The organism is Puniceicoccus vermicola (genome assembly GCF_014230055.1).
Taxonomy (GTDB): Bacteria; Verrucomicrobiota; Verrucomicrobiia; order Opitutales; family Puniceicoccaceae; genus Puniceicoccus; species Puniceicoccus vermicola.
Genome location: NZ_JACHVA010000143.1, coordinates 120,925 through 145,530, shown reverse-complemented (window position 1 = coordinate 145,530; position 24,606 = coordinate 120,925). Strand labels below are relative to the sequence as shown.

At 55.3% G+C, this 24,606-nt stretch carries 16 protein-coding genes; 9 read left to right on the top strand and 7 right to left on the bottom strand.

Annotation, left to right across the window (positions count from 1 at the left end; genetic code table 11):
* Positions 1-126 precede the first annotated feature (126 nt).
* Positions 127-2,148 (top strand): sensor histidine kinase, encoded by a 2,022-nt coding sequence (locus tag H5P30_RS21740; RefSeq protein WP_185695025.1) that lies wholly within the window; start codon positions 127-129, stop codon positions 2,146-2,148.
* The gene (locus tag H5P30_RS21735) at positions 2,145-2,975 is read left to right on the top strand and encodes an aminotransferase class IV (protein ID WP_185695024.1); all 831 of its coding nucleotides are present in this window, start codon (positions 2,145-2,147) and stop codon (positions 2,973-2,975) included. The genes H5P30_RS21740 and H5P30_RS21735 overlap by 4 nt, the downstream gene beginning before the upstream one ends.
* 625 nt (positions 2,976-3,600) lie before the next feature.
* Here H5P30_RS21735 and H5P30_RS21730 read toward each other — a convergent pair.
* Positions 3,601-4,287: an LrgB family protein gene (locus H5P30_RS21730; protein WP_185695023.1), complete on the bottom strand. Its 687-nt coding sequence runs from the start codon at positions 4,285-4,287 to the stop codon at positions 3,601-3,603.
* Positions 4,271-4,681, bottom strand: a complete 411-nt coding sequence (locus tag H5P30_RS21725) for a CidA/LrgA family protein (RefSeq protein WP_185695022.1) — start codon at positions 4,679-4,681, stop codon at positions 4,271-4,273. The genes H5P30_RS21730 and H5P30_RS21725 overlap by 17 nt, the downstream gene beginning before the upstream one ends.
* 83 nt (positions 4,682-4,764) lie before the next feature.
* On the opposite strand from H5P30_RS21725, the gene H5P30_RS21720 reads away from it, so the two are divergent.
* The 4 genes from H5P30_RS21720 (at position 4,765) to H5P30_RS21705 (ending at position 14,013) form a co-directional block, all read left to right on the top strand.
* Positions 4,765-5,643: a LysR family transcriptional regulator gene (locus H5P30_RS21720; protein ID WP_185695021.1), complete on the top strand. Its 879-nt coding sequence runs from the start codon at positions 4,765-4,767 to the stop codon at positions 5,641-5,643.
* A gap of 762 nt (positions 5,644-6,405) precedes the next feature.
* Positions 6,406-9,888 carry a hypothetical protein gene (locus H5P30_RS21715; protein ID WP_185695020.1) on the top strand — a complete coding sequence of 1,161 codons (3,483 nt, stop codon included), beginning with the start codon at positions 6,406-6,408 and terminating at the stop codon, positions 9,886-9,888.
* Positions 9,889-9,893: 5 nt separating this feature from the next.
* On the top strand, positions 9,894-10,658 hold the full coding sequence (locus H5P30_RS21710; RefSeq protein WP_185695019.1) for a hypothetical protein: 765 nt from the start codon (positions 9,894-9,896) through the stop codon (positions 10,656-10,658).
* Positions 10,659-10,707: 49 nt separating this feature from the next.
* Complete coding sequence (locus H5P30_RS21705) at positions 10,708-14,013, top strand: sialate O-acetylesterase (protein WP_185695018.1); 3,306 nt, start codon at positions 10,708-10,710, stop codon at positions 14,011-14,013.
* Positions 14,014-14,073: 60 nt separating this feature from the next.
* Here H5P30_RS21705 and H5P30_RS21700 read toward each other — a convergent pair whose 3' ends face one another.
* Together H5P30_RS21700 and H5P30_RS21695 are read right to left on the bottom strand one after the other, a co-directional pair.
* The gene (locus tag H5P30_RS21700) at positions 14,074-15,312 is read right to left on the bottom strand and encodes a Gfo/Idh/MocA family protein (protein WP_185695017.1); all 1,239 of its coding nucleotides are present in this window, start codon (positions 15,310-15,312) and stop codon (positions 14,074-14,076) included.
* Positions 15,313-15,377: 65 nt separating this feature from the next.
* A complete protein-coding gene (locus tag H5P30_RS21695) occupies positions 15,378-16,427 on the bottom strand; it encodes a LacI family DNA-binding transcriptional regulator (protein ID WP_185695016.1) in 1,050 nt (349 codons plus the stop codon).
* A gap of 236 nt (positions 16,428-16,663) precedes the next feature.
* Here H5P30_RS21695 and H5P30_RS21690 point away from each other — a divergent pair, with 236 nt between their 5' ends.
* The 3 genes from H5P30_RS21690 (at position 16,664) to H5P30_RS21680 (ending at position 20,809) form a co-directional block, all read left to right on the top strand.
* Positions 16,664-18,619 carry a hypothetical protein gene (locus H5P30_RS21690; protein WP_185695015.1) on the top strand — a complete coding sequence of 652 codons (1,956 nt, stop codon included), beginning with the start codon at positions 16,664-16,666 and terminating at the stop codon, positions 18,617-18,619.
* A 309-nt stretch (positions 18,620-18,928) separates the two neighbouring features.
* Positions 18,929-19,822, top strand: coding sequence for a LamG domain-containing protein (locus H5P30_RS21685; RefSeq protein WP_185695014.1), 894 nt, complete (start codon positions 18,929-18,931; stop codon positions 19,820-19,822).
* Between the two features lie 147 nt (positions 19,823-19,969).
* On the top strand, positions 19,970-20,809 hold the full coding sequence (locus tag H5P30_RS21680) for a hypothetical protein (protein ID WP_185695013.1): 840 nt from the start codon (positions 19,970-19,972) through the stop codon (positions 20,807-20,809).
* A 202-nt stretch (positions 20,810-21,011) separates the two neighbouring features.
* Here H5P30_RS21680 and H5P30_RS21675 read toward each other — a convergent pair whose 3' ends face one another.
* The 3 genes from H5P30_RS21675 to H5P30_RS21665 all read right to left on the bottom strand — a co-directional run bounded on the left by H5P30_RS21675 (position 21,012) and on the right by H5P30_RS21665 (position 24,589).
* On the bottom strand, positions 21,012-22,394 hold the full coding sequence (locus H5P30_RS21675; RefSeq protein WP_185695012.1) for a CCA tRNA nucleotidyltransferase: 1,383 nt from the start codon (positions 22,392-22,394) through the stop codon (positions 21,012-21,014).
* A gap of 235 nt (positions 22,395-22,629) precedes the next feature.
* Complete coding sequence (locus H5P30_RS21670) at positions 22,630-23,142, bottom strand: hypothetical protein (RefSeq protein WP_185695011.1); 513 nt, start codon at positions 23,140-23,142, stop codon at positions 22,630-22,632.
* Between the two features lie 40 nt (positions 23,143-23,182).
* On the bottom strand, positions 23,183-24,589 hold the full coding sequence (locus H5P30_RS21665) for a DUF1501 domain-containing protein (protein WP_185695010.1): 1,407 nt from the start codon (positions 24,587-24,589) through the stop codon (positions 23,183-23,185).
* Positions 24,590-24,606: the final 17 nt, after the last annotated feature.

Sequence of the window (24,606 nt, the reverse complement as noted above, 5' to 3'; positions counted from 1 at the left end):
CGACGATGAGATCTGGGGACCGATGAGCTTCGTTTGTTTGATTGATCGGGTGAATCCTCTTTCGCGTTAAGATTGAGATAGCCATTCTCATGGGCTTTGGTCCATTCTATAGGATTTGGTTTTCGTATGATTTTGTCCCTGTTTACCCTGATTCGAATGCGCTGGGCGCTCTGTGTTTGCTTAGGGTTTTGCACCATCTCCAGCAGTGTCTGGTCGGCGGATTTCCATTTGGGTGAGGAGATGCCAATGGAGCAGATTCGGGGATACGGTCTTCTTCAGGATAAGGAGGGGAGTCTGGATCCGAACGCGGTGGTTTCCGGGAATCTGGATGACAAGTTTGTTTCGTCAGATCGGAGGTTAACCTCTTTGGGAATTACCGATGACGGATGGTGGATCCGGTTTGCGGTTGAAAACGCCGAACCGGAAGAGCTGCCGTTTGTCGTGCATTATCCCTTCCCCATGGTGGATCTGGTCGATTTCTACCTGGTAGACGATGGGAAGGTGGTTGATGTGGTTAAGCAGGGCGAGAAGCGACCCCGGAGTGAAGAGGCAATCGGAATCGAGGGGTATGGGGTCGAATTTATGGTGCCGGGGGATTCCCAACGCGTGGTCTATATGAGAATTCAGAATCCCCTGAGCGATGTTCTCGACAGTTATTTTGAGGTGGGCTCTCCCGAAGCCTTTGAGCAGGAGAAACATTGGATCAGCATTTTCTTGGGATTTATCCTTGGGGGAGGGATCATCATCCTCATTTACAATGCCGTCATTTGGGCGGTTGTGCGCGAGCAGATCTACGGGTGGTATGTGGCCTATCTGGCGCTGGCTCTTCTGACCTTTTCGGTAGTGTCGGGGTTTTGGCACCATTTTATATGGGTCCACCAAGGGTTTCTCAGCGAGGCGCTCCCTCCTTTGCTCTCTTCGCTGACTTTTGTCTTTTTGATTCAATTCAGTCGGCACTTTTTGCTGACGCATCAGCTTCTGCCCAGAATCGACCGGATTATGAAGTGGGGAATGTTCTCCCTATTGCTTCCTCCGATTTTGTTCTTTTCCGGATACTCCGGAGCTGCCGCGAGGACCGCCATGATCTTCGTCCTCGTGCTGAACATTTTGCCGGTTTTGGGAATTTATCTTTGGCGAAAGGGGAACCAGGTCGCCAAGATCTATGCCGTTTCCTGGGCGATTTGGGTGGCTGCCATTTGTGGTCTGAGCGGCCGGGCTCTGGGGTGGTTTCCGACGAACGATTTCACACTGCGTCTGGGGTGGCTGGGAATCTGGGGAGAGGCGGTTCTGTTCGCCTTGGCTCTTGTGGCCCGAATTCGGATTCTTCAGCAGGAAAAACTTGCCGCAGAGGCTAGGGCGAAGTCCTTTTTGGAGCAGTCAAAAACCGAATTGGAGCAGCTCGTCACGGAGCGCACGCGGGACCTGGAGAACAAACGATACGAACTGGAGGTGCTCAACGGTGAGAAGGATAAGTTTTTCTCGATCATTGCCCATGACCTGCGAAACCCGTTTCGGGGCATCTTCAGCCTGAGTGAAATCCTCGCGGAAGATTGGCGCAACCTCCCGCCGGAGGAACTTCAGTCTTCGCTCGACGAATTGCATGATGGCGCCGAGCGGTTGAATCGGTTGCTGGAGAATCTTTTGTCATGGGCTCAATTGCAGAAAGGGAGCCTCCAGATCAAACCTCAGGAGTTTCCCCTGGAGCCTTCGCTGAGGAGCTGTGTCGAGCTGTTCCGAGGCATGGCCGATCAGAAGCAAATCCAGCTGAACCTGTTCGTGGAGCCAGGGCTCGTGGTCTTGGCTGATGAGCCGGCCTTGGAAACGGTCATTCGCAACCTCTTGAACAATGCATTGAAATACTCTGAGGCCGAGGGGAAGGTCGAGGTATCGGCTGAGCGGCGGGGAGCCTCCGTCGTCATCGAAGTCAAAGATTCGGGCGTGGGGATGGAGGAGTCGAAAGTGAAGACTCTCCTCACTCTTGGAGAACAGGAGTCGACCCCTGGCACCTCCGGCGAGCAGGGGAGTGGTCTCGGACTCCTGCTTTGCAAGGAGCTCGTAACCCTCCAAAGCGGACGACTCGCGGTGAAAAGTGAAATCGGGAGAGGCACTCGGTTTACGGTCGAGCTTCCGGCCCCAGGAAAGGAATGACGGTATATTATTACAAAGATCGTTTCTTGAAAGGCGGAGAAACTCCTGTGCCCGTGGAGGACCGGGCCTTCAACTATGGAGACGGAATTTATGAGGTCGTGCGGTTCCACCGGGATCGTAGCTTTGGTCTACAGGAGCATTTGGAGCGGTTGCGGGACAGCGCGGAGGCGATCCGGATGGCGCTGCCTTTTCCGTTGGAGGAAATTGAGTCGATCGTGCGGTCGGCAGTTTCTCAGGTCGAGGATGAGGTTGTGGACGTCTACTTCCAGATCAGCCGGGGCGAGGCCCTACGGGTCCATCCTTTTCCGCAGACAGATCCGGTTCTCTCGCTCTATGCGCGACCGGGGAGGATCTATACCGAAGATTTTCGGGAGGCGGGCGTGGCGGTCATCACCTTGCCCGACGAGCGCTGGAGCAACTGCTACATCAAATCCCTGAACCTCTTGCCGAACGTTTTGGCGAAACAGGCGGCAGTCGAGGCGGGGGCCTATGAGGCCGTTCTCATTCGGGATGGATGGGTTACCGAAGCCTCAGCGAGCAATGTATTCGGATATCACGACGGAGTCTTTTTTACGCATCCGGCCAATCGTCATATCCTCAACGGCATCACCCGGCGCTTCCTTCTCCGCGCCATACAGAAACTCGGCTTCACCGTGCAGGAGGAGCCCATGTCTGAGGAATTCTTTCAGAATGAGGTCGAATCCGCCTTCATCACCAGCACGACGATGGAACTGATGCCCATTTCCAAAATCAATCAACGGGAACTCCATCCCCTGGGTCCAGAGTCGCCCGTCTGGCAAATCCTCCAAGCATTCAGGACTCTCTAGCCGTGCAATCAAGAGTAGCACAGGCTGCCAGCCTGTGGCCTTTCTTGCGTGTTCGTTGCACAGAGCCGCGCAGCTGAAGCTGAGCGGCTACGCAAAGTAGGGGAGTAGCTTCAGCTGCCCCCTCTTCGTGTGCATGCGGACGGTTTCCATAGAAAGTAGTGAGAGCTTCTAGCTCTCTCCTGCGGATGAGAAGAGAGATAGCGAACGTCGAACGTCGAAAGAATATTAACTCAGGCGCGCCCGCGCGGGGTAAGGTTCGGAACATTTAGTCGTCCATCAAGAGTAGCATAGGCTGCCAGCCTGTGGATTTTTCCGCAGGTTCGTCACACGAAGCCGCGCAGCTGAAGCTGAGCGGCTACTTTTTGCGTCTGCGCGACCCGAGTCTCAGCGAGTCCTCAGTGTGCTCGCGAACCGTTTTCGCCGAAAGTAGTGAGAGCTTCCAGCTCTCTCCTGCGGATCAGAGGAAAGATGGCGAACGCCCAACCCCGACGAGCCCCGCCCGGAAGATCCAGGACTTCTAGGCGCCCATCAAAAGTACCACAGGCTGCCAGCCTGTTGCCTCCCCCTGACGGGCTCCTCATCTATCCCTTTTTCCATGGCGACTGTCTGTATTTACACGTATGCCCTAGATCACTCCGGACGCGATGACGGCGGCGACCACGGTCACCTGTCCGGCGAGGATCATGATGAGGCTGGCGACTACGCCTTCTTCTTGGCCGAGTTCTCGGGCTTTGGCGACTCCGGCTCCGTGGGCACCCATCCCGAAGAGTGCGCCTCGGGCAAAGGTGGAACGCACGGGGAGATAGCGGAGCAGGGTTTCTCCGATTGCGGCTCCGAAGAGACCGGTGAGGGCGGTGAAGACTGCGGTGAGTTCTGGGAGGCCTCCGAGGCGTGCCGAAGCGTCCATGGCGAGTGGAGTAGTGATGGACCGGGGGATCAGACTCGCCCGCATTTCCGGGCTCAATTCAAAGAGCGAGGCGAGAAACCAGGAACTGCTGACCGCGAGGAGGCTTCCGACCAGCACGCCGACCCCGAGGAGGACCCAGTGACGGCGAACGAGGGCGCGGTGGCGGTGGATGGGGATGGCGAAGGCGACGGTCGCGGGTCCTAACATCCAGACGAGCCAATGTGTGCCACTCAGGTAGTCGTGATAGGAGGTTTGCAGCACGAGAATGAGAAACCCGCATCCGACCCAGGTGAGGAGGAGAGGCGAGCTCCACCAACGGCCATAGTGTTGATGAATGCGGCGGGCGGCTAAGTAGACGGCGATGGTGCAGACCGCCCAGAATATGGGTTTAGCGAGCGGGGGCATGGCGTAGACGAAATCCGAGTTCGACGATGCAGGCAGTTCCGCTCATGACGATGAGGGTGCTGGCAAGAACGGTGATCAGTATCTTTACGCCGAGCAGACTCAGAAATTCTGGGTGATTGACGAGGGCGAGCATCGCTGGAACGAAAAAGAGCATCAGATGGTTGAGGAGCCCATCGGCCCCTTGCTCAAACCAATCGAGGCGGAGAATTTTGCAGTCGAGAAGAATCCAGAGAAGGACCAGGCCGACGAGACTTCCGGGAACCGGGCAGTGCACGATGTGGGTGAACGTCTCTGCGATCCACCAAACTCCGATCAATCCCAGAGTCTGAATCCAACGGAGCGGTAGCTCGGGGCGGGCAAGAGGAGCAAATATGGACGGCGTGACAGCTTTCATAACGATGGGGTTACTATACCCAACGATGGGAGATTCCGGAAATGAATTGACGGAATATTTCATATTCGAATATGGAATGATTGATGGAGCTGCGTCACTTGGAATGTCTCGTCGAAGTCGTCCGTCACGGAGGATTTTCTGCGGCCGCGCGCGCCTTGGGAACGACCCAGCCGACCGTGAGTAAAGCCTTGGGACAATTGGAACACGAATGCGGCACCCGCTTGCTCGATCGACTGAGTGAGGGAGTGCGCGTTACGGATGCCGGTGAGATGGTCCTTCGCCGGGGAAAGGCGATGTTGGCGGAGCGGGATAATCTTCAATCCGAGTTGGCAGGTCTACGGGGAATGGAGACCGGACGCCTCCGGCTGGGATTGCCCGTGCTGGGTAGCAGCGTTCTCTTTGCGCCGCTCGTAGCGGCTTACCGGCAGCGCTATCCGGGGGTTGAAATCGAGCTCCACGAGCAGGGGAGTCAACACCTAGAGGAGCTGGTGCGCAGTGGGGAGATTGAGATGGGAGCCACCCTCGATCCAGTTCCCGAAGACCTGGAGTGGGATCTGGTCATTGATGAGCCCATGATGGCCCTTTTACCGACGGGCCATCCTCTGGCGGAAAGAGAGTCGATCAAGTTCAAGGAGCTGACCCAAAGCCCTTTCATCCTTTTCGAGCGTGGTTTTGTTCTGAATACCATTCTCGCCCAAGCTTGTAGGAGGAGACGCATCTCTCTCGATGTAGCGGCCCGCGGAGCCCACGCCGATTTTATCATCGCGCTGGTTTCGGCTGGGCTGGGCGTCTCTCTCCTTCCCTCACTGGAGTTGAAGTCGCGCGGAAAGCTATCCGTCGAAACCGCTCTCATCGACGAGAAAGACCTACGCTGGCGTTTGGGCCTGATCTGGCGACGAGGCGTCAGCCTTTCTCCGGCGGCTCAGCGTTGGCTGGATCTGGTACGCGGGCAGTCTCGGTAGGTGCGGAGATCTCCGAAAGTGCTTCGCACCTTGAGAATGTTCGACTTCTTCATCCCTAAAAAAGTACCACAGGCTGCCAGCCTGTGTTCCCTCTCTGGTTGAAATACGATAAGTAGCTGGATTCCTAACGACGTCTTTGTTAAGAACCCGTGGCAGTGGCGGAGAGCTGCCTCTCCCGATCCGGCGCAGTGCGGCTTGGGCCAAGCCGCGCGACCTTTGAAGGGCGTCCCCCTTCCTCGCTCCGAAGGTGCGATTAGGACTTCCACCAGGGGCATTTTCAAAATTTTTAATCGAGATCTGCCAGTTCCTTCGCCCGTTCAAGCCCTTCTTCTTTGGTTTCGAATTTTCCGTCGAGTTGGTCTTCGAAAAGTCGGTTGAGAAGCTTGCCCATTGGGGGGGGGCAGGGATGAACACCGAGCTTGAGGAGGTCGCGGCCTTGGAGGATGGGCTGGGTCGTTTAGTTGGCAGTTTCGCGGGCAAGGCTGGAAGCCATGCTCCACTGTCGGTAGGGGGCATGATTGGGCCCGGATTAGAACTACGGAGTGCTACTTTAAGAGGATCTCGAGGCATTCGAAGGTTCCTCGCTTGGATTTAACGAGTTAAATCCTCCGGAACTTGCGGAATTTGCGTCCGAGACCAGTCTCCAGTTTACTCGCAAATGAGCCGTGTTTGGAAAATTGCCTATCCCACAACAGGCGTTATCCTTAGGTTTTGCGAATACCGACTACCCCTTTTTGCTAACTGTTTTATTTGAGAGCTTCCATGAGACGTTTATCCCCAGCCAATGGCTTCGCATTGGTCATCGCGATTACTCTAATGGGGTTTATTCTCCTCATTCTGGTTGCCTTGTCATCCCGGGTGCAGATTGGGATGCAGAGTGCGACGACGAATGCCGCTACGGTCAAGGCGCGTGAGGTAGCTCTGTTTTCGCTCGGTGAGGCGATGGGGCAACTGCAGCGATTCACCGGACCGGACCAGCGAACAACAGCGGCGGCTGATAGGACATCCGGGAGTCAGCCTGGAAGCCGTCTGTGGACGGGGGCGTGGGCGAATACAAATTCTTTCGGAGAGGAAACGAGTAATCCGCAGTTGCTGACCTGGTTGATCAGTGGGAATGGATCCGTCGATTTTTCGGTGGGGGCCGGGGCCGATAATTTCGGGCAGTTGCTTTCGACGAGTGCGGTTCCCTTCGATCCTGCTGATTCGGTTGTTTTGGGGGCAGCGGAATCTCGCGGATCTTCGGCGGATGATATTTTAGTGAACGGGCAGCCGGGTCGACTCTTGATGGGGCCGGGTACTGTTGATCGTGCGGAAGACTATGTCGTCGCCCCTCTTGTGAGTCTCGGCGGGACGCCTGGGGCTGAGTCGGCCGGGAAATTTGCGTGGTGGATCGGGGACGAGGGGGTCAAGGCGCGCTTTAATCTGGTTGATCCCCGTGCCAGCGGGACCACGACTGACCGGGAGAATTTTTATCGTTTGCTTACGGCCCAGCGTCCCGGTATCGAACTCATGACGAAAGACGGAACGACGGTTATTGGTTCTACCTACGATGCATCGGGGAAAGATGCCGGAGCGGACCAGTTCCGTATAGGTCTAGCCCGAGTTGATTTGTCGGGTCAAATCCCTCTTCTCGAAGGGTTTGGAACGAATACGATGCGGCAGGCCATGCGTCGACGTTCTCCAGACTACAGTCTGTATTCGCAGGGTGTTTTGGCAGATTCGCTTCGGGGAGGATTACGCCACGACCTGACGGCATTGTTTTATCAGGAGCCTGGAGACTGGACGGGGGATTTGAAGGATCAGTTGGATGAAATGAGTTCCTTTGATGTGGACGGATCCCGTCGCATCGCTGGTTTTCAGAACGCTTCGATATACAACGATAGTTCACTTTCGATGTCTCCGAGTGTCCCTCCTGGTACTCGGTCGCCGTCAGCGGCTACCTGGGAGCAGCTGGATAGTTTCTTTGACTATTCAGTGACCAATAACGGTCAGATTGACGTGCAGGCTCAGAGTGATAACCAAATGGGCGTGTCTCCGGTTTTGTTGCGCTCCGGAATGGCTTTTGACGTGAGTTGCGCTGCTGATGGGACTGGCGGCAAAATTCATTTCTTTCCCCACGTCGTATTGTGGAACCCCTACAACACTACGCTGCGTGGTAGCTACCGCGTTCGTATGGAGTTTGCTGATAACAACAATACAACGGCGAAGTTTTTGTATTTCGTTACCCCCAGACTTGAAAGCGATGGGGTGACCCCCATTCCCGATCCACCCTACGCCGTATATCACCAAGAACTAATCGCACCGATCAAATCGGGGTCCGGAAAATACAGTGATCGTACGCTGGAGTTTGAAGTCGGATCTATCGCAATACCTCCAGGCGAGGCATACGTCTTCACTCCGGGGTCGTCTCAACCCTACGATAATTCCGGCAGTAATGGATTGACGAATGGTTATAACACCTCGAACGGGTTCACCCGAAACCTTTCCCATGTGTTTACGCCGGAGGAGACTTCGGCTTCTGCGATCGTGCTCGCAAACGAGGAGGGAGGCAACGGAGGAACGGTTACCTTCCATTTACTGGACGATACAGGCAATGAGTTGCAATTGATTGATGCCGTGGGGCTGGCTCAGTTCGTGAACGTTGACAATGATACTAGCGCCTCCCAAGCGACCCAGATCAATCCCAGCGGATTCAACGCTTTTCGGGATATAGAGGCCGGGCCGGTGAATGCTGGTAACCAAGTCGGCATCTCCATTATCAACTCGCTACAAGAGACCGATGGGCGTTTCAATTGGCTGGCTAATGTCAACCAGCGTGCAAGGTCCATGGGTCGGGCCTGGTTCGAGTGGAACGGTGGATGGAGCACCGTGCCGAATTGGTCGATCGCGAAAGCCAACACGGCCGATTCTACTTGGAAGATCGACTTGCTGTCATCTTCTCCCGCACGGAGCTACATCGGACCCGGCCGGATGCCCACGACCGGGACGAGCGAAGCAATTTTATTCAACATTCCTCAGGTCGATACTCCGTTGATTTCCATTGGGCAATTGCAGCATGCACCTATGAGTGCGACTGGTTCCGGTTTGGAACCGAGCTATCCCTTTGGCAATGCTTATGCGGATCCTCGCATTCAGCAGGATCGGCTCTTGCGGCCCAATACAAAATCGCCTGCTTCTGAAGGTTCTGGGGCGGGTATGCATCTAACGGATGTCTCCTACTTGCTCAATCGCGCTCTCTGGGATCGCTATTTTCTGTCGGGTCGTCCCGATCTATCGACTTCCCAGTTACAAAGCTGGTTGGATCGTCACGAGCCACTCCCTTTTGCCCCACTTACCTTTCGAGAGGGCTTTGGGCCTGTTGATGTGGAAGATTTCGACCTGGCCGCCTCTAGTCTCCTGAACCGAGGTGCATTCAATGTGAACTCTACCTCGGTCGAAGCCTGGACGGCGGTGCTTGCAAGTCTTCGCGATGTAGAAGTTGACCCCGAAACCGGAATTAGTGGTGCGGCTATTTCGGGGACCCCCTACATCCGAACCCCTTATGTTCCCGGTGCACGAAATGTCTCATCGCGTTTTGATCGGTGGGCCGGGTTTCGGAGTTTGACCGACAACCAAGTTCGCCAATTGGCGGATGAGATCGTGAACGAGGTTAGAGCTCGTGGACCTTTCCTGTCCTTGGCCGATTTTGTCAATCGCACTCTCGAAGCCTATCCGGACGAAACTGGGTTAAGTGGCACCCTTCAGTCAGCGATCGATGCGTATTCCTCGATTAACATGACCGTTTTATCGCAGGATAGGCCGCCGGTCGGCACAAACTCGCTCCCGTCTGGAAAGGACGAGGTGTGGAAAGTGGGTGCGGTGGATTATTTTCTCCAGAATGCGGCCGCACCTCGGCGAGCGTTTGCAAAATATCCCGGGCGGGCTAAGGCGGCCATGGCCCCGGGTTTTCTGAGCCAAGCAGATATGCTCCAGGCGCTAGCGCCAGCCTTAGCATCTCGATCCGATACCTTCACGATTCGCGGCTATGGTGAAAGCGCCGATTTCGGTTCCTCCGGGCTAGCTGGAGGTCGTGTCTGGTATGAGGCGATCGTTCAACGGCTTCCTGAGTATGTCGATGCAATCGGCAATGCGGCTGAAGTTCGTCCAGTGACAGGAGGCACCGTCAATTTAACGACGATGAATCAGAGCCTCGGACGTCAGTATGAACTCATATCCTTCCGCTGGTTGGAGGCGGACGAAATCTAAAGGCAATGCAAGTAATTTCCTACATCGGCATCTTTCGATTGCTCCCTCTTTTTTTCGTGATGAGCGTAGGGGCCCAGCCCTCCGAAATGCAGGAGGCCCGTCCCGTGACTTTGCGGGTGGTCTCCGTGAACGGAATTGTGACGGATCTGGCCGTTCGTTCTCCCGGGAATGATCGAACGCGTATCATCGCGCGTTCGAGTTCGATCGGCCAACCGATAGAAGCACTGGCTATAAACGGTTCAGTGGATTTTTATCGGTTTCCCCGGGTTGCCCCTACGAATTCTCCGGGAAGTGCAGAACGAGAAGAGCCAGTTGTTGCCCGAATTGATGTTCGGAATGGGGGAGATGAGTTTTTGGTGCTCATTTCGGCAGTTGGTCGCGGGGAGCAACGGAAGTTTGGGATCTTTGCGACTTCTTTTGCGGATCGCTCGCTGGGGCCTGGACAGACTCTGGCGCTCAATTTCACCGAGTGGCCGTTGGCCGTGCGTATGGGAGAGGATATCTCCCGCATTGGGCCGGGTCAGTCCCAAGTGCTCTTTTGGCCGCCCAGTTCTGATGGACATCTGAATGTTCAGATCGCCCGTTCGATCGACGAGGCACAATGGGAACTGGTAACGAGCACCCGTATCAGCATCCCGTCCGAGAGGCGTTTATTCATTTTGCTCATGCCGGGGGCTCAGGCGGAATCGGATGCTTCCGAGCCGGTGATTGCCGTGGGAGCCCCGATCGAATTTCGAGTCATTTACGACAGACCCACTCCGCAGGACTGACGGCTCCTGCCTGCGTGCGCGGTCCGATTAACATTCAATTCTCCTTTCTATGCCTATTCCCAAGTTTCTCTCATTAGGGGCATCGTTGCTTTGCCTCGCTATATCCTTTTCCACTGGTTTGGGGTATGCTGTGGCCGATGTCTCGGAGTCTTTACCTTCCAAGGATAAATTTCACCTTTTTCTGCTCGCCGGACAATCCAATATGGCGGGACGAGGCAAAGTCGCTCCAGAGGATAAAATTCCAAATCCGCGGATTCTGATGCTCTCCGAAAACGGTGAATGGGTGCCGGCGGTCGATCCGATTCATTTTGATAAATCCATCGCCGGAGTCGGTCCGGGGCGAAGCTTCGCCGAGGCCATTGCGGATGAACAGGAAGATGTGGTCATTGGGCTCATTCCTGCGGCTTGTGGTGGATCTTCGATTACCAAATGGGTTCCAGGGGGCTATCACGAGCAGACCAAGAGCTACCCTTATGACGATGCCGTTTCCCGGACCAAGCGAGCGATGCAGGACGGAACGCTGAAAGGAATCCTTTGGCACCAGGGGGAAGCGGATGTTTCGGGCAAGCGTGCTGCGAATTATGAAAAGAATTTGAATGTTTTGATGAATCGATTTCGGACCGAATTCAGCGATCCGAACCTGCCGATCCTCGTTGGGCAATTGGGGCAATTTCCGACGAGACCGTGGAATGCGGACACGTTCCAGGTGGATCGGGCTTTGCGCGACTTTGCGATGGAAACGGATTATGCAGGATTCGTTTCGAGCGACGGCTTGACCTGTAAGCCGGATAACACCCATTTCGATGCCAAGTCTCAACGGGAATTCGGACGACGATTAGCAGAGGCCTACCTGAAATTGATCAGTGAAGCTCATTCCTCTTCGGGACCCGGTTCCCCTCGGTTCGAGAGCGGTTTTGAGGAAGCTTTGGACGGATGGGTTATCGATGAGAGCGAGCCCATGAGTTCAATTCGTTCGGAGGCAGCACATAACGGCGATTGGGGACTCCGGGTGGAAGATTCTTCTACGGAGGAGGGTTCGTCAGTTGCTACACCCCGATTGCCCGCTGAGCCGGGGCAGATTTTTCGGTTCCGGTTTCTGGCTCGCAGAATCGACGGGAAAGGTGTGGGGGGCTATCTTCTTTTTTATGATCGAGAAGGTCATCGGATCGATTCGCCCGATGGCAGAGAGAACTTGGTCTCCGTCAACAGCCGCACGTGGCGTGACTATTCGGTCGTCGCGGTCGCACCGGATGGGGCCGTCGAGGTCGAGGGCTGGCTTCATTCTTACCGTAGGGACACCAGCACCACTGACTTCGATACTCTGCGTTTGGAGGTTTACTCGCCGGATATGACCCCGCCCTGGACTCCCAGTTATAAACTTGATCCGAACGATACACTGCTCACCGATGCGGATGTCCCCGGACCGGATGGGTTCGTGTATCCTGACTGGAGAATGGCGGGCGTCTCGGGAGGGATTCCGCAGCTACCGATCATCGTCGGCGTGGATCGATTCGAGGGACATGAAGGGGATGACATCGCGACATTGCTGAACGATGCCGTAGCAGAGGTCGCTGATTCTGGGGGTGGAGTCGTTGAGCTTCCGCCCGGGGAGTTTCTCCTCAATCGTCCGGTTGTCATTTATGATTCCGGCGTAGTGATTCGAGGAGCAGGGCAGGAAAGGACCCGGTTGGTTTTTCAGGATTACATTCCTTATGGGGAAATTCGTAGCCGGATATGGTCCCCTGATAAGATTATCGGGCCGAACGGATTCTTTGAGATTCAAGCCAACCCGAAGAATCTAGTGGAATTACGTGTCTCCCATGGAAGTTCGATTGTAGATGCTCGCAGTCGGAAAGATCACTGGGGCAATCGATTTTTCCTGCGTTGTCGTGGAAAGGATCTTTTGGGGAAACTCGGCCCTGGAACGCATACCCTTAAGGCTACGATTGGCTACGCGAATGGGGATACATTTTCCGACTCTTTTAGCGTCACCGTGTCCGAAGATCCTCAGCCGGGAGATCGGTGGCTGGATCAGCACGCAGCGATCATGGTACTGGGAGGAGGGCCGGTTTCTTCCGTTATGCCGTTGTTGGAAACGGCAGAGCGAGGCAGTCGCCAGCTTAAGCTGGCGTCTGGATACGGACTTAAGTCGGGAGATCGTCTTTATATCGAGGCGCCCGCTACACCGCGATGGAATGAAATTACGGGCAATGTTAGTCCTTGGGGGACATTCAGAAGCAATCAGCTGGAGGTTGTTTCTGTCGATGGGGATACAGTTACGGTCTCGCAGGCTCTTCGGATCGACTTCCCAGTCGAAGACGGTTCGTTCGTCTGTCGCATACGAACCGCCGAAGGGGTGGGCATTGAGGACCTGACTATTGAGCAGAAGGTTTTCACCCAAGAGTTGGTCGGGCCGCGCATACCTGAAACCCTCTGGTATCCGATCGAAGATTTATGGACCGACGGGGTGACGTTTTGCTACGCGTGGAACAGCTGGGTTAGCTCGGTAAAGATCGTCAATGCCGGTCGCAATCCTTTGTATTTTACACGTTCGAAGTTCTGTGAGGTGCAAAATGTGGAGGTATTTGACTCTCTCTTCAAAGGGGGCGGCGGCACGGGTTACGTTGGTTTTGAGCGCTCCTACGATTGTCTGATGGAGGACGTCTTCACCCGCGGCATGCGGCATGCACCGGATTTGCAATGGGGTTCCGCCGGAAATGTCATTCGCGACAGCCACTTTGTCGGCAGTGATGCCCAGTGGCACGCCGGTTGGACTCACGAGAATCTATTCGAGAATAATCGGATCGAGCAGAGAGAGTCGGATCTCGGGCAAGGAACTTATGGGCACGGCTTCTTTGCTTCGGGGCCCAGCAGCACTTCGCACGGGCCCCAAGGGCCCCGGAATGTCGTTTATTACAATGATGTCATCGCCCCGAAGTCTGGCGTTACGATGCTCGGTGGGAATGAGGCATGGATAATCGTCTACAATCGTTTTGTTGTTGGCGGAAAGCGTGGGATCTACGTCAAGGAGAAGAGCTTCGATCATATTATTGCCGACAACGTATTCGCGCTCCCCAACGGACAAAATCCCGCCATTCTCGTGGGCGCAGCGAATTGTACGGGTATCGAGATCCTGGACAATCGATTTTATGGTCCAATCACGGAGGTGGCTTCATTTGCACAGGGGATTGGCGAGTTTCTTCGATTGGAAAACAACCGCATCTTTCCTCTACCTTCGGATCGCGAGTTTGAAGTCCCTCGTCCGGAACCCAGGATTCGTTCAATCTTCGAATGGCAACGTCAGCAAGCCCGGATGTCGGCCGAAAACGATGCTCGGAAGGTTTCCGAAGAATAGGGTGACCGAAAGATAGCGAGAGCAGCTTTTGTGATCGTGTGGGAATCGGTTGGAGAGAGCTTACGAGAGACCGCTAGCTTCCCGCGCCCCAATGGTTTCTGTCGGACCCACGGGGAGAGACACCCGCGTCGCGGGTGAAGACCAGGGCAATTTCATTTCCGAAAACAGAAGACCCTTGCGATATCCTTCTAGGATCTCCGCGTCCAAGCCCGGCAGGAAAGTAAGTTTGGTCTCAGGCTTATCGTTTGAGTACTGCAGTTGACTGGCTGGGAGAGCTATCACAGGAGTCGCCTGAAATCCTTGGACACAGGAGGTGTGGGCTATGGCTGCTTCAGGGCCGCATACCGCCGGGAATTTGTGTGGGTCGCGACAGCGGTCCAAGCAGTATCGGAATTTCTCCATCGGATCACCTTCAGGATTTCCATAGTCCTTCTGATCACCGTTGGAAAGCCGGGCGATGATCGAGCCGCCGGCGGTGTATTCGATCTGGGCCTCATCGCAGGAGAACGAGAACTGGGGGCCGATCTTTTCCTTCGTGCAGTGCGTGGTGAAAAAGAGGACCTCCGGACCTTCAACGGTTTCCAGCCTGCAGCAGGCGGTATCGAAATTCTCGATCAGGTTTCCCCGGTAGCACTCCGCCTCAATGATCTTGGGTGTGGCAGATAGTGTGGGGGAGATTCCGGCAACAAAGAGCATGTTGTGAAGAAAATGAGCGGTGGCGTTGTTTACCGGACTGTCAAAGACAGGTCGACCCTCTGGATCGCGAACTCGTCCAGCCCAATTGTTTCTTTGGAAGTAGACCTCTCCTCGCGGCCAAGCTACGCAGGTTCGCAGCGATCGGAGCGAGCCCAGCCGGCCAGCGAGTATGTCTGTCTTCAAGGCCTGCACGGGTGAACTGAAAGACCATTGGTAGCCGATTTCCAAATATCGGCCGGAGGCATCGCGCGCTGCCATCATTCGGCGGGCCTCCGCCATTGTCGCGCAAATTGGTTTTTCGCAGAGGACGTCCATGCCGGCCGCTAAGGCCGCACAGGTCTGAGACGCGTGAAATGCGATCGGAGAGACAATAACCACGAGATCCGCCTCGATTCCCGAATCCAGACAATCCTTGAGATCGTCGAAAGCGGGAACTCCGGTAGATTGCAGGTATGCCCATTCAGGGTTTTGAGCTGCTGCCGGGTCGATAACCGCCTGAAGACGGACCTCCCCCAGGGTTTCCAGGCGGAAAGTTTCCTGGAGGAATCGGAATCCATAGCCGTTGATGCCAATGAGGATGACGCCTACGCGTTGCGTTTTCATCCTACAACTCTCCGGTAGGGCTCTTCAGCGACAACCGCGGTATGCGTTAACTCGTTAAATTCGTTCTATTTTTCGATGGGTCGTAGGGTTCGTCCTTCGTGGAAATCGCTTTGAAGCATCATGACCCGGGGTTGCTCATCTTCCACCGTGGTATTGGACTCTACTAAGCTGGCTAGTAGTTCGATTCCGGACTCTCCTAAGCTTAAGGTATTTTGATAGGTGCCGCTGATTTCTTCGTCCTTTCGGCAGTCGAGGTGCAGGAAGCCGATTTCCTCCGGGATCCTCAACCCGAGATGGCCCATCCATTTCCAGAGTGTTTTATTGCCTCCTATGACGACTTCGGGCCGGTGTGATGCAACCCATTTCTGAAAGGCCTCTTCGGTCCACTGATCGGGTTCGAAGATCTGAATGGTTAGATTCGGGAATAAGTATTGAACCACGGTCAATCCCGCCCGCCAGAGGTAATTCACTTGTGCGACTTCATCCTTGCGCAGGGCGAAACCGATCCGTTGGTAGCCACGTTCAACCAGATGCTCGACGGCCAACTGCACGGTATGGATGTGATGGTTGCAAACCCGAGGGATGTTCGGTCGTTTCATCGAGTATCCAAACGTCACGGCGCTAAAGCCTTTCAGGTCCATGTCAAAGGAATGGTTTTCGGCGGGTAGCGGAGGTATGAGCACGCCTGGTATTCCTCGTGCGCGGAGAACCTCGGCTAATCGGGTGGGGTTCGAGCGGTAGTTGCCCAACCAGAAGTGTTCCACATCGTATCCCAGACGTCGCGCGGCCTGTTTCGCTCCATTGAAGTAGTCCGGATACACAGTCAATCCTTGCCAGTGGTTTTCCGTTTTCAAATTCGTGATAAATGCGAGCGTTGCCCGATAGACATGCTTCCGACGCTGGCGCACTTCCGACATCAGGGCGCGAACCAAAGGGTTGGAGCGATAGCCCATTTCGCGAGCCATGGCCTGGACCCGTTCCCTTGTGGCGGCCGCTACCTTCGGCGAGTTGCGCAGGGCCATCGAAACCAGTGCCCGGGTTACCCCCAATCGATCGGCGATGTTCTGCAGAGTAACGGGAGGAGTGGGCTGATCTGAGGAGTTCTTGGGGGGCATTGTTTCTGCGGGAGGGGGGAAGTGGATCGGGGAAGAGTCGAGTCGCTGTGGATTGGAGAGAGGGACCAGCTTATGGGTTTAACGTGTTAAAACCTCTCGGCATTGCGAGTCTCAAGTCAACCCTTGAGATTGATCGAAGCAGTAAGCGTTCTGGTTAGTATCTCTCCGTTTCAGAATCCCGCTCTCGCGAGGGATGATTCCTGCGCTTATTGTTGGTAATAGTATTCACTAGGATTATGCGAAAACCCCCTTTCATTTTAATGCTTTGCTTGTTTCTTGCCAGCGCGAGCACCAGCTTGTTTGGAGACAGCTTTTATGTGAACGGAGATTCCGGTCACGATTCTGCGGGTGGTCGCGTTCCGGAAGACGCACTGAAAACAATCCAAGCGGCGATCGACATTGCTCAACCGGGCGACCAAATCTGGGTCGGCCCGGGTCTCTATCACGAGACGATCATTCTGACACGGGGCGGCACAGTTGATCAACCGCTGGAAATTATCGCTCAGGATGGCGGCTGTTATCAGACGGTCCTGTCGGGGGCGGTTCCCGAGGTGCGTAGTGGGAAGGTCTCTTGGGAATTGGTCGATCATGACTTGGGGCTTTATCGAATTCCCTTGGATTATCGTCCGGTGCAAATGTTGGGCGACAGTGTGAACCTGCCACCCTATGAGAGACTGGATGACTTGAAAGCCTTTCACTTTGTCGATGACGACTATCCCGGGAACACACACGGATTCACTTGGGATGCCAGTGAGAAATATCTCTATGTGCGATTGAATGCGGGCGGCAAATACGGCGCGGTCGATCCCAATGACGCCACAATGGCGGTAGGACCACCTACGGCCGGTGGTCGCTGGGGCAATCAGCCCAATCGTCCGGATAACTTTCTGATCGCACTGAAGTTTTCCGGTTCGGCCCATGTGATTCTTGACGGTTTTACCTTCGAGACCCCCGGTTTGGCGGGAGTCTATTCCGAGGCGGACGATCTGGTCGTGCGTAACTCTTGGTTCTATGGCTGTCGGTACGGCGTGGCCGGCAAGGAGGACGGGAGCACCGCTCGGGTACGGGTCGAGCATTGTTTTTACACACAGTTCCCGGTCTACACCGATATTGAAGAAATCATTACGGTTCAGTCTAAGAATACTTCTCCCGATAGCCCTTCCCAGCGGAGACCGCAACATTGGCAACGCAAGGCAGGGTTTCTTCCAGTTACAGGGGGATTGCAGCGGCCCTACAGTTACGAGACGGGTCTCATTCGCCGTATCGGTCGGGAGTGGGTGATTCGGGAAAACTGGGTTTGGGAATCCTTTGAAGCCTTTTCCAGCGGATCTGTCTCCAATAGTAGTCACTCGATTATCGAGAAAAACCGAATCGAGCGCATCGGCGACAATGCCTTTGAAACGGAGGAGCACGCGAGAGACTTAACCATTCGAGGCAATATGATCATAGACGCGTTTGAGCCATTCTCTTGGCAGCCCTTGAGCGGAGTTCCGCTGCCGGGGCCGATCTACCTCTATGACAACGTATGTCTGCAGACGCCGGGGGATGTCGATCTCTGGGAGGATTCTACGAGCCGGGGAGGGGTTTTTAAAATTGGCATCAAGTATGATCGGTTCTGGACGGATGGACGAATGGGGGAGATCCCGGAGGATGTGACTCCTGCTCCAGGAGGATTCTGGGTGGTGCATAACACCATTGTCGCCCCGTACAAGCGCCTTTTTACGTCGCTTAATCGAGAAGGCCGCCGATTTGAGCATTTTTTCTTTCTCAACAATATTCTCCTGACCGGACAATTTTCGGTATCGAGGCAGCCGAATGGACCCGAGGGAATTCAGTATCGGAACAATATCGTTTCTTTCGGGGACGCTACTCCGGAAGGAGAGGAGATTGCTGAAGGGCTCTCCATCTGGGAGGTGGAGGCTTCGGCCGTTCCCAAGGCAATTTTGCCGCACTCTCGCAGCGCGGTTTACATGCCTCAGTTGCTAGCTGACCGTTTTCATCCATCTCAACTGTCCATAGAAGGCTCCGATAATCTTAGCCTCCCACTGCCCGAAGGAATCCCTCAACGCATGGTGCCGGGGGCGACGCTTCCTTCTTTCCATGCCGGACCTATTCCGAGGTCGAACGCCCATTCAAGTGCGATTCCTGAGTCTGGTTCGAATGATGGGATCAGCTCTGGGGTCGAAGAATAAATCCAAGGCAGTTGAGTCGATAGGATGAGCACGCAGCCTTCCTCTTGGACGGAAGCACCCTGCGGTTACGGCTTCTTTTGTTGGCCCTCTCGCATGGAACGGGCAGAATCGAAGTGTCGGTGATTTGACGACGATTCTCGATATTTTCGGAGCATTCCTAATTGACGGAAGGATGGTTAATTTAACGAGTTAAATTAACCATCCGTTGCCTGAACAGTGAGGGAGGAGAATGCTCTCTTCAAAATCTACCACCCCTGAAATTCGGGAGACTCAAAGTCACCGAGGAATCCCTCAATACACCAACGAATCATGAAAAACCTCAAAGCAAAAACATTGATCCTCACTCTGACCCTTAGCGCATCAGGCTGTGGACTGAACGCCCAGACTCTCCTCTACGAATTTAATTTTAATGATTCTGGGAATGCCACGGGCACCACGTCAACCGGTAGCAACACAACAGAAGCCGTTTTCGACGGAGCGGCGACACGCGGAGCGGACGGTTCCGGAGTATCCGGTTTAGCGGGAGACTACGCTTTTGATATGACGGCACCCGATGCAATGGGGAATTCCGCCACTTCGAATAAGAATGCTGCGGCGACGGCCTCCTCAGCTAGCGGTGCGAGCGGTTTTGGAGGCTCGACCTCTTTTACGATCACTGGATGGGCCAAGGCTGAATCGACGCCTGGATCATTTGCCCGAATTATCCAGTTCGGGTCTTACAACGCGATCTATTTGCCCAACAGCGATGCATTGACCTTGGCGTTTCGGCAAGGTGACGGTTCGGCAGGAACCGAAACCCTCAATGAATCCAGTTCTCTCTTTGATACAACGGATGAGTGGGTCTTCTTTGCTACCTCTTATGACGGAACTACGGGCCTGACCAGCATCTATGCGGGCTCGAAGACGGATTCGGTCTCACTTCTTGGCACGGCTACCTTTGATCCGGACACCGTCCATACAACTTCTGAGACGCTGCTTATCGGTAACTCCAGTGGCTACAACCGTCCCTACGATGGTCTCCTTGATGATCTGCGAGTCTATACAGACGGAGGAGCAGCTGATGCTTCGGGCGCACTGAGTCTCGGTGATTTGGAGGGCATACGGGCGAATGCGATTCCAGAGTTGAGCACGTCCTCGATGTTTGTCGGGTTTTTCGCAATCCTACTGGTTTTTCTTCGGCGCAGCAGGTTTGGGGATCGCTGAATCGAAAATTTTGGTCGTAAGTGTTCCGGGCAGTCTTTTTACACGATGTCCGGAGCCTCGGCTCGAAAGGATCAAATGAATCTGATGGAGAACCCCTTTAATGTCAGGATTTTCGTTACTGGACTCTCAAAAGCGGTTCGAATTCGAATGAATTTTCGAGCCTTGGCGCTCGCCGTTTCGATGATGAGCTGTTTCAATACGATTTCTATGGCGACTCCGGAATCTCAGGACGATAGCGACCTGCGCAATACTTTCGATCAAGCGCGCGGTGAGAATTGGACAGAAGTCATGCGCTTTTCAGGACGGGAGCCTTGGCAGGATCACTGGTTTCTCGATGGGCACAAAGCGACGCTCAAGAACTTACCCAATGGCCTTTTTTATTCGGCTGGACCGATCGCGAGGGATAATGCGTCTCATGCGGTCTTGTGGACTCAGCAGAGTTTTCAAGGCGACCTTAAGCTGGAATTCGATTATACTCGGATGGATACGGTCGACCATTATGTGAACCTCATCTACCTCTTTGCAACGGGGACGGGTGAAGCCCCTTATGTCGAGGACATCTCCCAATGGAATGATCTGCGACAGATTCCATACATGAAAATGTATTTCGACCATATGAACTTGTTGCACATCAGCTTTGCGGCTTTTGACAATGATCCCGAAGCGACGAAGGAGTCCGCTTACATTCGTGCTCGCCGCTACCCTCGCTCGCTCGCTGGAGGTGACTTTAGTAAAATGGAAATCGAGCCTGATTATTCGGCTGTCGGTCTTTTTGAACCTGGAATCACTCATCATATCACCGTGATCAAGCGGGGAGAGGAGTTGCTGATGCAGGTTCAAAACCCCACTGAATCCCGGTTTTTTCGTTGGGATCTATCCCAAACTCCCAACTTGAATGAAGGTCGAATTGGTCTGCGGCATATGAATCAAAGGGCGGCGATTTACAGAAACATTTCGATCTCTCAGGCTGAATTGTCGGATCAATAAAGACTGTTTCGATAATCTGGGTTCTGAAAATTTCGTTCTAACAGATTCCGTTCATCATTACCGGCGATGAAGGGCCCAAAAGCTTTCTCGGCCCTTTGCAAAATCACTTCGTGCTCTCGTTTTGCGAAAGCGAGAGAGTCGGGTGCTGAAGCCACCCGATCCCAGGTCATCAGCAGGATCTACGCAGGTGGAGCTCGTTTTCTTAATCGAGATCTGCCAGTTCCTTCGCCCGTTCGAGGCCTTCATCTTTGGTTTCAAATTTTCCGTCGAGTTGGTCTTCGAAAAGTCGCTTGAGAAGCTTGCCCATTCTGGGGCCGGGATCTACGCCGAGCTTGAGGAGGTCGCGGCCTTGGAGAATGGGGTAGGGGCGGTTGTTGGAGACGTTGAGTTCCTCGGCGCGGTTGAGGAGCCACTGTCCCTCGGGGAAATCTCCGGGAGGCAATGGGGGGCGTCCGGCTGTATCGGCTCGGCAAACACGGAGGAGGCGGTCCAGGCGGCCGACTTTGTCCGCGAGGCGCCGGACGGCGGCCGGGCCGGATTTGTGCTCGAAGAGTTGGCGGGGGCGCATGTGGGTGACGACCAGGGGCTCGATTTCTTCGATCAGGGATTTCTCCCGAGTCATCCGCGAGAGGAGAGCTCGCGTCGGATGGATTCCCGCCTTTTCGTGGCCGTAAGAGTGGATGCCGCCCTCTTCGTCGGTTGTGGTAGTCGTGGCTTTGCCGAGATCGTGACAGAGGACGGCGAGGCCGACGATGAGATCCTCCTTCTCTTCTCCGATGCGCTCGCGGGCGAAGGCGTCGAGGCAGAAGCAGGTGTGCCGCCAGACCGTCCCTTCCGGGTGCCAACGGGGATCTTGCGGGCAGTCGACGAGAACCTCCAGTTCCGGGTAGAAGCGGAGCCAGCCGACTTCTTCCAGGAAGAACATTCCTTTGGAAGGGATCTTCCCTTTGAGAATGAGTTTCTTCCATTCTTCAAAGATGCGCTCGGCGGCGAGGTGGGTCTGCTCCAGGGTGCGGCAGACGGCGATCGTTTCCGGGGCGGGCGTGAGGTCGAAGCGGGCGATGAATTGCATGGCCCGGAGAACCCGAAGGGCATCTTCGCCAAATTGGTCGGAGACGTGGCGGAGGATGCCGGCGCGCAGGTCTTTCTCGCCTCCGTAGGGATCCATCAATTCTTGGGTGAGCGGATCCCAGCCAATGGCGTTGATCGTAAAATCCCGACGTCGGGCGGCGGTGGCAAAATCCAGATCAGGATTGGCTTCAAAACCGAAATCGGTGTGGCGGTTGCCGGTTTTCCACTCGGTACGGGGAATGGCGATGTCGATCGGCTGGTCGCGGACTTTGACGACGGGGAATGAACGGCCGACTTGAATGAGGGGAATCTCCCGTCCGAGCTCGCGCTCAATGGCATCGAGTGAGAGGCCGAACACCTCGAGGTCGAACTCAACGGGAACCTTCCCGGAAAGAAGATCCCGCACGGCCCCCCCAACCAGGAGCAGACGACCTCCCGCGGCCTTCGCTTGCTGGGCGAGATTGCGGATGAGAGTAGCTTGCTCCGCCGGAACGGTTTCGAGGAAATTGGACATCTTTCTCTTTCTAACGGAGGTCCGTCTGGGTTTCCAGTGGGAAAAGGGAGGGCCGGGGGGGGGCGGAGCACAGATTTTAATCCCTCCCCCTTGGAGCGGTATTTTTCCTTTGTAGCGGAAGTGCGAGAGCACTTTCGATCGGTATGTTCGGGGATCGGCTCCGAAAGCGCCCTTCCGCCGTGGTCCTTCCTACGGGGCGGACTGAAGTCCGCGGTCCGCTGGCGCCGCACGGGTTCTATTGATTCGGATAGACGTAATCGTCCTCCGTGAACAATTGGCGGTCGGGGCCTGCGGAGCGTAGGGTCGTGTTCTCGCTGCTCAGGGGATGGAAAAAGAGGGGAGTTCCCCAACGGTCGGTGAGTTCGCCAGAGGGGTTGATAGCGGGATGATTCGCGGGGATGGCCGCGAGCCGAAGGCTGTTATTGCCGGTGAGGACGGCGGTGAATTCGGCGTTGGTTCCGAGGGGGCGAGTGGCGAGGTCTTTTACGAAGAGACGGGTCTGGTTGAGAAGGGTGTAGACGATTTCCAAATCTCTCTGCGGGCTCTGGTCCGGCTGATTGATTTTCTGAGCAAGGGGGGAGGTTGGATTGTGAGGGGCTGTGGTTGGGAGGATTGGTTCCCTTGGGGAGGTCTTTTCCCGGACAGTCGCCGGGGCCGGCGCGGGGCGACTCTCCGGTTGCCGGGTGGAGATCCAGAACACGAAAAGGCAGAGTGCGAGAGGGATCAGGATCCAGGCTCTGAGCTTCATGGCATTTGTATCCTAGGGAGAAGGGTTCGTCCTCGGAGTGCTAAGACATATTCATGAAGCCAAGCGGGCCGCTCGCGGCCGAGGGCGTGTAGAAGTTCGTAACATTGGGAAGAACGGTGGGCAGGTCCTGGGGGCTGACTCCGAACCAGAGTGCGAGTTCCCCGAAATAGGCATCGACGGAAGTGGTGGGGATGAGGCGTCCCCGCCCGGTGTCTTGCAGGTTTCCTTCGAATAGGTCCGGATAGGTGCCGTAGACTTGTCCTCCGTTGACCGCGCCTCCAACGATGAGGTGATTGCCTCCCCAAGCATGGTCGGATCCGGCGCCGTTAGAGGTCAGGGTGCGTCCGAAGTCGGAGGCGGTGAAGAGAGTTACGTTGTTTTGCTCGTTGAGTTCGGTGAGGGCGTTGTAGAAGGCGTCGACGGCTTCGCTGACCTGTGGGAGCATGGTCGCCATGGTGCCGAGCACCTCGTCGTGATGATCCCAGCCACCCACTTGGACGAAGAAGGTTTGGCGGTTCATATTCAGGGCGCTGTGGGCACTGATACTGCGAGCGACCATGCGGAGCTGACTGGCGAGGTAGTTTTCCTCGGGGAAAACGGTTTGGAGCGGAGTGGCCTGATCAATCGCCGCCGAGAATTCCGCGTGGGCATCCATGGCGCCCTTTCCCTTTTTCGCAAACGTATCGACGAAGAGGTTTTGGTAGTCGTGGGTCAGCTGGCTGTCGATCGCCGCGCTCATGGCGGGATTGACGCCCCATGTGAGATCGTAGCGGCTGCGCCCAGTAGAACCGTTCGGGGAGACGACGTACTCGAACACTTCATTGCCCGATTGCCAAGTGTTGTTCCCGGCAATGGAAATGTTCATGGAGATGTTCTCGTTGTTGTTGAGCGAATGGAGGAGGTCGGCAGTGCGTCCTCCCCAGCCGATGGACGACGTATCCTGCGGGACAGAGGTTTGCCACTGCCGGATCTGGTCTGCGTGGGAATAGAGCCCGAGGGGCAGAATGACCGATTCGGCCTGATACTGTTCTTTGGTGGTGGGTTGCACCAAGGTGCCGACGTTGGCGAGCCAGGCTGCGTTCCCCGCGTTGCAGAGGGCCTGAATCTCCGGCATCCCACTGTGAATGCCGAGATCTTTACCAATGGGCTGGTTCAAGGTGAGGGGCAGGATCTCTCCGGCGGATTTGCTTAGGGCCAGGTCTCCGCGGATGGCGGCATACTCCGAATACTCGGTATCTCCATATGGGAGAAGCATGTTGAAGGAATCGCATCCGCCGGCGAAAAAGAGGCAGACCAGCGCTTTGTAGTCGCCGCCAGTGGGGACGCTCTGGGCGGCGGCCGTGTTGGCCATCCGCAGGTTCAACAGCGTGGAAAAGAGGGCGGTCGAACCGACCGCTGAGCAACAGGCTTGTCCGATGAACTTGCGGCGGCTGATTCGTTTACTCATGACAAAGGGAGCGGGGT

Coding starts and splice junctions, on each gene's coding strand:
- H5P30_RS21740 (WP_185695025.1), top strand. CDS start 127: ATGATTTTGTCCCTGTTTACCCTGATTCGAATGCGCTGGGCGCTCTGT.
- H5P30_RS21735 (WP_185695024.1), top strand. CDS start 2,145: ATGACGGTATATTATTACAAAGATCGTTTCTTGAAAGGCGGAGAAACT.
- H5P30_RS21730 (WP_185695023.1), bottom strand. CDS start 4,287: ATGCCCCCGCTCGCTAAACCCATATTCTGGGCGGTCTGCACCATCGCC.
- H5P30_RS21725 (WP_185695022.1), bottom strand. CDS start 4,681: ATGAAAGCTGTCACGCCGTCCATATTTGCTCCTCTTGCCCGCCCCGAG.
- H5P30_RS21720 (WP_185695021.1), top strand. CDS start 4,765: ATGGAGCTGCGTCACTTGGAATGTCTCGTCGAAGTCGTCCGTCACGGA.
- H5P30_RS21715 (WP_185695020.1), top strand. CDS start 6,406: ATGAGACGTTTATCCCCAGCCAATGGCTTCGCATTGGTCATCGCGATT.
- H5P30_RS21710 (WP_185695019.1), top strand. CDS start 9,894: ATGCAAGTAATTTCCTACATCGGCATCTTTCGATTGCTCCCTCTTTTT.
- H5P30_RS21705 (WP_185695018.1), top strand. CDS start 10,708: ATGCCTATTCCCAAGTTTCTCTCATTAGGGGCATCGTTGCTTTGCCTC.
- H5P30_RS21700 (WP_185695017.1), bottom strand. CDS start 15,312: ATGAAAACGCAACGCGTAGGCGTCATCCTCATTGGCATCAACGGCTAT.
- H5P30_RS21695 (WP_185695016.1), bottom strand. CDS start 16,427: ATGCCCCCCAAGAACTCCTCAGATCAGCCCACTCCTCCCGTTACTCTG.
- H5P30_RS21690 (WP_185695015.1), top strand. CDS start 16,664: ATGCGAAAACCCCCTTTCATTTTAATGCTTTGCTTGTTTCTTGCCAGC.
- H5P30_RS21685 (WP_185695014.1), top strand. CDS start 18,929: ATGAAAAACCTCAAAGCAAAAACATTGATCCTCACTCTGACCCTTAGC.
- H5P30_RS21680 (WP_185695013.1), top strand. CDS start 19,970: ATGAATTTTCGAGCCTTGGCGCTCGCCGTTTCGATGATGAGCTGTTTC.
- H5P30_RS21675 (WP_185695012.1), bottom strand. CDS start 22,394: ATGTCCAATTTCCTCGAAACCGTTCCGGCGGAGCAAGCTACTCTCATC.
- H5P30_RS21670 (WP_185695011.1), bottom strand. CDS start 23,142: ATGAAGCTCAGAGCCTGGATCCTGATCCCTCTCGCACTCTGCCTTTTC.
- H5P30_RS21665 (WP_185695010.1), bottom strand. CDS start 24,589: ATGAGTAAACGAATCAGCCGCCGCAAGTTCATCGGACAAGCCTGTTGC.